Here is a 5,732-nt window from a genome sequence, read left to right on the forward strand (position 1 = left end):
CCAAACAGATCGCCCCCCTCCACCACCTCGGCCACCAGCTGCTCGAAGGGGATGCTCTGCCAGCGGCCGCTGCCACGGGGCCCCACCCGCTTGAGACAACGGGTGACCCGCTGCGGGCTGTCGAGCTGCTCCAGCATGGCGTTGCCCCGGGCGCAGGCGGTGGAGCGCCCGTCCAGCCCCCCTTCCTGGTAGCCACTGGTTGCGAGCAGCGCCTGCTTGACCGGGGTCTTGAAGTCGATGTGGTGGCGGGCGGAGAGGGGGTGATAGGGGTTGCCCAGGATCCGCACTATCTGGTCGCGCTCGTTGTCGATGCGGGCCCGTACCCCGCACAGGGTCCAGCAGCCGAGGCACATGGTGTTGGCAACCCGCTGGGCCGGGTTGGGGTGCAGCTCCCCCCGCTCGTCAACCCGGTACTCCACGGCCAGCGAGTTGCCATGGATGGGATCCCGGGTCGGGTGGCCCGAGCTGCCGGTGGCAATGCCACTCGCCACCTGCTTGAGGGTGTCGCTGTAACCGGCGACAAACAATCCGGTGCCACCGGCGATGGCGGCGCCCTTGAGAAACGTGCGTTTGCTGTGATCCATCAGAGTGCCTCGCGTGCAAAAAGAGTGGGTGCCTTGATGGCAGAGGAAACAGAGGGGCGCACCAGCTCCGAGAGGGCCACCAGCAGGGCCAGCAGCAGACCGAAGGTGCCGAGAATGCCGAGCACACCGGCCGGGCCCCAGGCGATTTCATAGAGGTAGACGCCGGCACCGTATTTGGGTGCGAGCTGCCCCTGGATCAGCACCAGCCAACGCAGGCCCCACACCAGGTGCAGCCCCAGAAGCGCCAGCCCCCAGAGTGCCAGGCGGGCAGAGATCCTTCGCCGCAACAGCATCAGCAGGCCGGCCAGCCCCAGGGTCAGCAACAACCAGTGGGCCGCCAGCCGCCAGCTCGGGTCGAGCCGATAGAGGGCTGCAGCCTCTGCCGCCGAGGCACCGCCAAGCAGGGCCCAGCCCAGCAGGGAGAGCGCCAGCAGGCCTAACGTCCAGCGACTCTGGCGCAGCAGGGTCGACTCGGTCTGGGCATGCCAACCCGCCAACAAGCGGTTGAGCAGCAGCAGGGCACTCTGGGCCCCCAGCACGGCGCTCAGGGTCAGCAGCCAGGGCAACCAGGGGGTATGCCAGAGCGGGCGCGCCGCCACCGCCATGGTCTCGAGCCCGGTGTAGAGGGCGATGCTGAGCCCGCTCAGGGCGGCCAGCAAAGAGAGGGGCCGCAGCCAGACGTGCCCCGACCAGCTTCCCAGGCAGAGCAGCCGGGCAAGGCGGGCTATCTTGTCCCCTTCTGCGCCACGCCGGGCCAGGGCTGGCCTTAGCAGCAGCCAGCCGAACAGCATGGAGAGCAGGCTGAACAGCGGCAGCAGATAGGCGCCATACCACATGACGGAGCCAAAACGCGTCTGGGCGTAGAAGTGCCAGGCCCGGGCCGGCTGGTGCAGATCCGCGGTCAGGGCGATGGGGGCCACCAGGCCGGCCGCCACCATCAGCACCGCCGCCAGGGTCTGCAGCCGCGGGTCCGGCGCTTTGCGCCACAGCTCAGACGCGCCGAGCCAGAGGGCTCCGTAGGCGAGGCCGATGAGGAAGAAATATTGCACCGCCCAGGGCAGCCAGGTGATGGGCTGAGCCGGGGCCAGCAGTTCGTTAATGACCATGGGCTATCTCCTTGCCATCGTCGGTGAGCAGGGTGCGCAGGGCCGGGTTGCCGTCGACCTTGCTGACGAAGGCCTCGTCCATGCCGAGATAAAAGACCCGCGGCTGGGTATTGGCCTCGGGCTTGAGCACCTTGAGCGCCGGCTCGTGTTCGCGCAGCAAGCGGCTTATCCGGCTCTTGGGATCGTTCAAGTCGCCTATGATGCGCGCCTCGCCGACACAGCTCTCGACGCAGGCGGGCAAGAGCCCCGCCTCCAGCCGATGGGCACAGAAGGTGCACTTGTCGGCGGTGTTGGTCTCGTGGTTGATGAAGCGGGCATCATAGGGGCAGGCCTGCACGCAGTAGCCGCAGCCGACGCACCAGTCGTTGTTGACCACGACGATGCCGTCATCGCGCTGGAAGGTGGCGCCGGTGGGGCAGACATCGAGGCAGGCGGGCTCGGCGCATTGGTTGCACAGCCTCGGCAGCATCAAGAGGGAGGCGGGAGCCTCGAGGGCGGCCACGTCGCTCACCTCGTACTGGCTCACCGTGGTGCGAAACTGGCCGAGTGGAGGCTGGTTTTCGATGGTGCAGGCCACGGTGCAGGCCTGACAGCCGACGCAGCGGCGCAGGTCGATCAGCATGCCGTAACGCTTGCGGCCATCCCCCCGGCTGATGGCCGCCCGCCCGTTGCGGGGAGCGGGAACGGACTGTGCCTGAACCTGGGTGACGGGGATCAGGGCCGCCCCTGCGGTGAGGGCGGCGATCCCGGATAACAATCGGCGCTTGCTGGGCTCCATGGCGTCTTTCCTTCTGCTGAGCTGCTTGAAAGGGGTTGGGCCGATTGTCCTCAACGCAGGAAGTCGCCTCTATTGTGGTTTTCCACATACCGGGAGCCGGGTTGATCCAGCGCAATAAAAAATGCCCCAGCCCTGCTGAACTGTGACAGGGGCGGCGTTTGCTCCCCCTCCCGGCCCCCGTTCGCGTGCAAGCGCGCGCCCCGGTGATAGACTGCCCCCTTTACATCGAGAGGAGAGCCCCCTGCACGCCCCAGTCCCCTTGCCCCTGCTCAGCCTGCTGCTCTGGCTCGCCCTGTCAGCCCTGCCGCTGCGGGTGCAGGCCGCCCCGCCCCCCTCTTCGCCAGCGCCAGTCCGACAGGAATCCGCCCCATCCCAGGCCACGCCGGTGCAGACCATGGCAGAGCCGATACGCATCGGCGTGCTGGCAACCCGCGGCCCGGCCCTGGCCAGAGCCCAGTGGCAACCGCTGTTGCGCTGGCTCGCGCAGCGCGTGCCCGACCATCGCTTCGTGCTGCATCCGCTGGGGCTCGATGAACTGGCCGAGGCCGTCGCCCGCGAGCACCTCGATTTCGTCATCACCAACCCGGGCCAGTCGGTGAGTCTGGCGCGCCAGTACCCACTGGCCTGGCTCGCCACCCTCAAGAGCCCGGCCGGGGGGGACAATCTCGCCATCGGCGCCGCCCTGGTGGTGCCTGCCCAGGCCCCCTACCGACACTGGCGTGACCTCGAGGGGCAAGCGGTCGCTGCCGTCTCGGAGAACGCCTTCGGCGGCTACCTCGCCTATCGTTTCGAGGCGGGCGAACAGGGAGTTCGGCTGGAACGCTTCTTCTCCACCGTGCAGTTCACCGGCTTTCCGCTGGACCGGCTCATCGAGCGGCTGGCGGCAGGGGAGGTGGCCGCCGCCATCGTACCGGTGTGTCAGCTGGAGCGCATGGAGCGGGAGGGCAAGGTCGCGGAGGGGGCGTTTCGGGTGCTGGACGATCAGGCGCCGGCCGGCTTTGGTTGCCAGAGTTCGACCCGGCTCTACCCCAACTGGTCCTTCGCCAAGACAGAACGGGCCTCCCCCGCGCTGGCGCTGGCGGTGACCCGCGCGCTGTACGATCTGCCCGCTGATAGCGAGGCGGCCATCGCCGCCGATTCGGCGGGCTGGACCGTGCCCACCAGCGAGCTTGCCATCGACCGCCTGCTCAAGGCGCTGGATCGCCACCCGCTGCAGGGCCCCTGGTGGCAAGCGGCCTGGCACTGGCTGCGCCAGCATCAGCAGTGGGGCTGGGGTGCTCTGGTGCTGGTACTGCTGCTGGGGGGCCACCACCTGCTGCTGCAGTACCTGTTCAACCGCAGCCAGCGCCGGCTGCTCAAAGCCCGCCACCAGCTCGAGCAGAAGGGACGCCAGCTGGCACAGGCCAGACGGCTCGCCGAACTGGGCGAGCTGGGCGCCAACGTGGCCCACGAGATCAATCAGCCCCTCAGCGCCATCGCCAACTACAGCCAGGGGGCACTGCTGCGGCTGGACAAATTGGCACAGGATCCGGCACAGTCTGCCGCCCAGGCCTCCCTGCGTCAGGCCCTGGAGCAGATAGGGCTCCAGGTCCAGCGCATCACCCAGACCGTCAACCGCCTCAGGGCCCGACTGCAAAAGCGCCCTCCCCGCTTCGCGCCTTGCGACCTGCCCACCCTGGTGGCGGAGTTGCACCCCCTGCTGGAGCAGATGCTGGCGCCCCTCGACGTCCCCTTCACCCTGCACTGGCGGGGCCAGCCACGCCCGTTACCTCTGGACGGCACCGGGATGGAACAGCTGCTGGTCAACCTCATCAAGAATGGCGCCGAGAGTGCAGCGAAGAGGGCGCGCGCCGCTATTCACTCCCCTGCTCACCCCCCTGTGCAAGCACCGGCACAGGAGCCTGCCCGGGTCGAGCTGCTGATCGCCTTCGAGGCGCAGAGCCTGCTGCTGGAGATCCGCGACAACGGCGTCGGCCTGAGGGTCCCCGCCACCGAACTGCAGCAGGCGTTTTACAGCGACAAGCCGGATGGCATGGGGCTGGGGCTCGCCATCTGCCGGGAGGTGGTCGAGAGCCATCGCGGCCAGTTCAGCCTGGAGAACCTGAGCCCCCACGGCTGCCTGGCCCGGGTCATCCTGCCCGTGCCGCCACCCGAAACCCTCCCTTCATCCACCGACATGCCGAGGAACTGAGATGACCTCCCCCTCCCGCCCCCCGCTCTATCTGGTCGACGACGACGAGGCCGTGCTCGACTCCCTGCGCTTCATGCTGGAGAGCTGCGACGAGCGGCAGCTGTTCAGCTTTGCCGATGGCGAGCGCTTTCTGGCCGAGGTCGACCTGCACCAGCCCGCCTGCCTCATCCTCGACTGCCGCATGCCGGGGATGTCGGGCCCCGAGGTACAACAGCGGCTGAAGGCGGTCCAGAGCCCCATCGCCATCCTGTTTCTCACCGGCCACGGCGAGGTGCCGCTGGCGGTGGAGTCCCTCAAGCTGGGGGCGGTGGATTTCTTGCAAAAGCCGGTGCAGCTGGCCCCCCTGCTCGCCGCCATCGAGCGGGCCGAGCAGGCGACGCAGGCGGCGGCCACCCGCCTCGCCCATCTGGCCGCCTTTGAGCGCCTCACCCCGCGCGAACGCCAGTTGTTGCAGCTCATCGCCCGGGGCCACAAGAACCAGCAGATAGCGCAGGATCTCTGCATTTCGGTGCGCACCGTCGAGGTGTGCCGCGCCAGCCTGATGAAACGCCTGGCGGTGAACTCCCTCGCCGAGATGCTGCTGCGCTACGCGCAGGTGAACGAACAACCCTGAGTGGCCTGCAACCGTACAAAACGGGCCGGGATCACACATTTGGCGCTTCGATGGCGGTAGAGTGCCCTCTTCTCTTCACCAGGATCGCTCGGGTCCTGCGCCTTGTTTCGAGGACACATCATGGAACTGCTTCTGCTCAGCAACGGTAAAACCACAGAACACCCCGGCCTGCTCGGCTGGGCCCGCGACCGGGTGCAAGCCCTGCTCGCTCGCAACCAGGTCAAGCGCATCCTGCTCATCCCCTACGCGGTGATCCGCAGCGACTGGGATGCCCGTGCCCGGGAGCTCACCGAGAGTCTGGGGGTGGACGCCATCAGCATCCATCACTTCGACGATCCGGTGGATGCCATCAACCGGGCCGACGCCATCTTCATCAGCGGCGGCAATACCTGGCTCCTGAACCAGCGGCTGCACGAGTATGGTTTGGTGGTCCCCATCCAGCGTGCGGTGCGCGAGCGGG

5 protein-coding genes and 1 pseudogene are annotated in these 5,732 nt (G+C 68.0%); 3 read left to right on the forward strand and 3 right to left on the reverse strand.

All coding sequences use genetic code 11. The features are described from left to right. The 3 genes and pseudogenes from AACR77_RS10240 to dsrO form a co-directional block, all read right to left on the reverse strand. Positions 1 to 584: pseudogene (locus tag AACR77_RS10240) on the reverse strand (tetrathionate reductase subunit TtrA); the annotation flags it as partial. After that, positions 584 to 1,690: an NrfD/PsrC family molybdoenzyme membrane anchor subunit gene (gene nrfD / locus AACR77_RS10245; RefSeq protein WP_042881240.1), complete on the reverse strand. Its 1,107-nt coding sequence runs from the start codon at positions 1,688 to 1,690 to the stop codon at positions 584 to 586. The pseudogene AACR77_RS10240 and the gene nrfD, both read right to left, overlap by 1 nt. Continuing rightward, positions 1,680 to 2,468, reverse strand: coding sequence for a sulfate reduction electron transfer complex DsrMKJOP subunit DsrO (dsrO, locus tag AACR77_RS10250; protein WP_042881242.1), 789 nt, complete (start codon positions 2,466 to 2,468; stop codon positions 1,680 to 1,682). Before dsrO ends, nrfD begins: the two co-directional genes overlap by 11 nt. Before the next feature lie 259 nt (positions 2,469 to 2,727). On the opposite strand from dsrO, the gene AACR77_RS10255 reads away from it, so the two are divergent. The 3 genes from AACR77_RS10255 to AACR77_RS23140 form a co-directional block, all read left to right on the forward strand. Next, positions 2,728 to 4,659, forward strand: coding sequence for a sensor histidine kinase (locus tag AACR77_RS10255; protein WP_042881244.1), 1,932 nt, complete (start codon positions 2,728 to 2,730; stop codon positions 4,657 to 4,659). 1 nt (position 4,660) lies between these two features. Then, positions 4,661 to 5,272 carry a response regulator transcription factor gene (locus AACR77_RS10260; RefSeq protein ID WP_042881246.1) on the forward strand — a complete coding sequence of 204 codons (612 nt, stop codon included), beginning with the start codon at positions 4,661 to 4,663 and terminating at the stop codon, positions 5,270 to 5,272. 120 nt (positions 5,273 to 5,392) lie between these two features. Continuing rightward, the coding region (locus tag AACR77_RS23140) for a Type 1 glutamine amidotransferase-like domain-containing protein (RefSeq protein ID WP_231563201.1) at positions 5,393 to 5,732 on the forward strand (340 nt) is incomplete at its 3' end.

This window comes from Aeromonas sp. ZOR0002 (assembly GCF_963866995.1).
In the GTDB taxonomy this organism is placed as follows: Bacteria; Pseudomonadota; Gammaproteobacteria; order Enterobacterales; family Aeromonadaceae; genus Aeromonas; species Aeromonas caviae.

Bases quoted from the DNA above. Each gene is read 5' to 3' on its own strand.
- nrfD (WP_042881240.1), bottom strand. From the start codon at position 1,690: ATGGTCATTAACGAACTGCTGGCCCCGGCTCAGCCCATCACCTGGCTG.
- dsrO (WP_042881242.1), bottom strand. From the start codon at position 2,468: ATGGAGCCCAGCAAGCGCCGATTGTTATCCGGGATCGCCGCCCTCACC.
- AACR77_RS10260 (WP_042881246.1), top strand. From the start codon at position 4,661: ATGACCTCCCCCTCCCGCCCCCCGCTCTATCTGGTCGACGACGACGAG.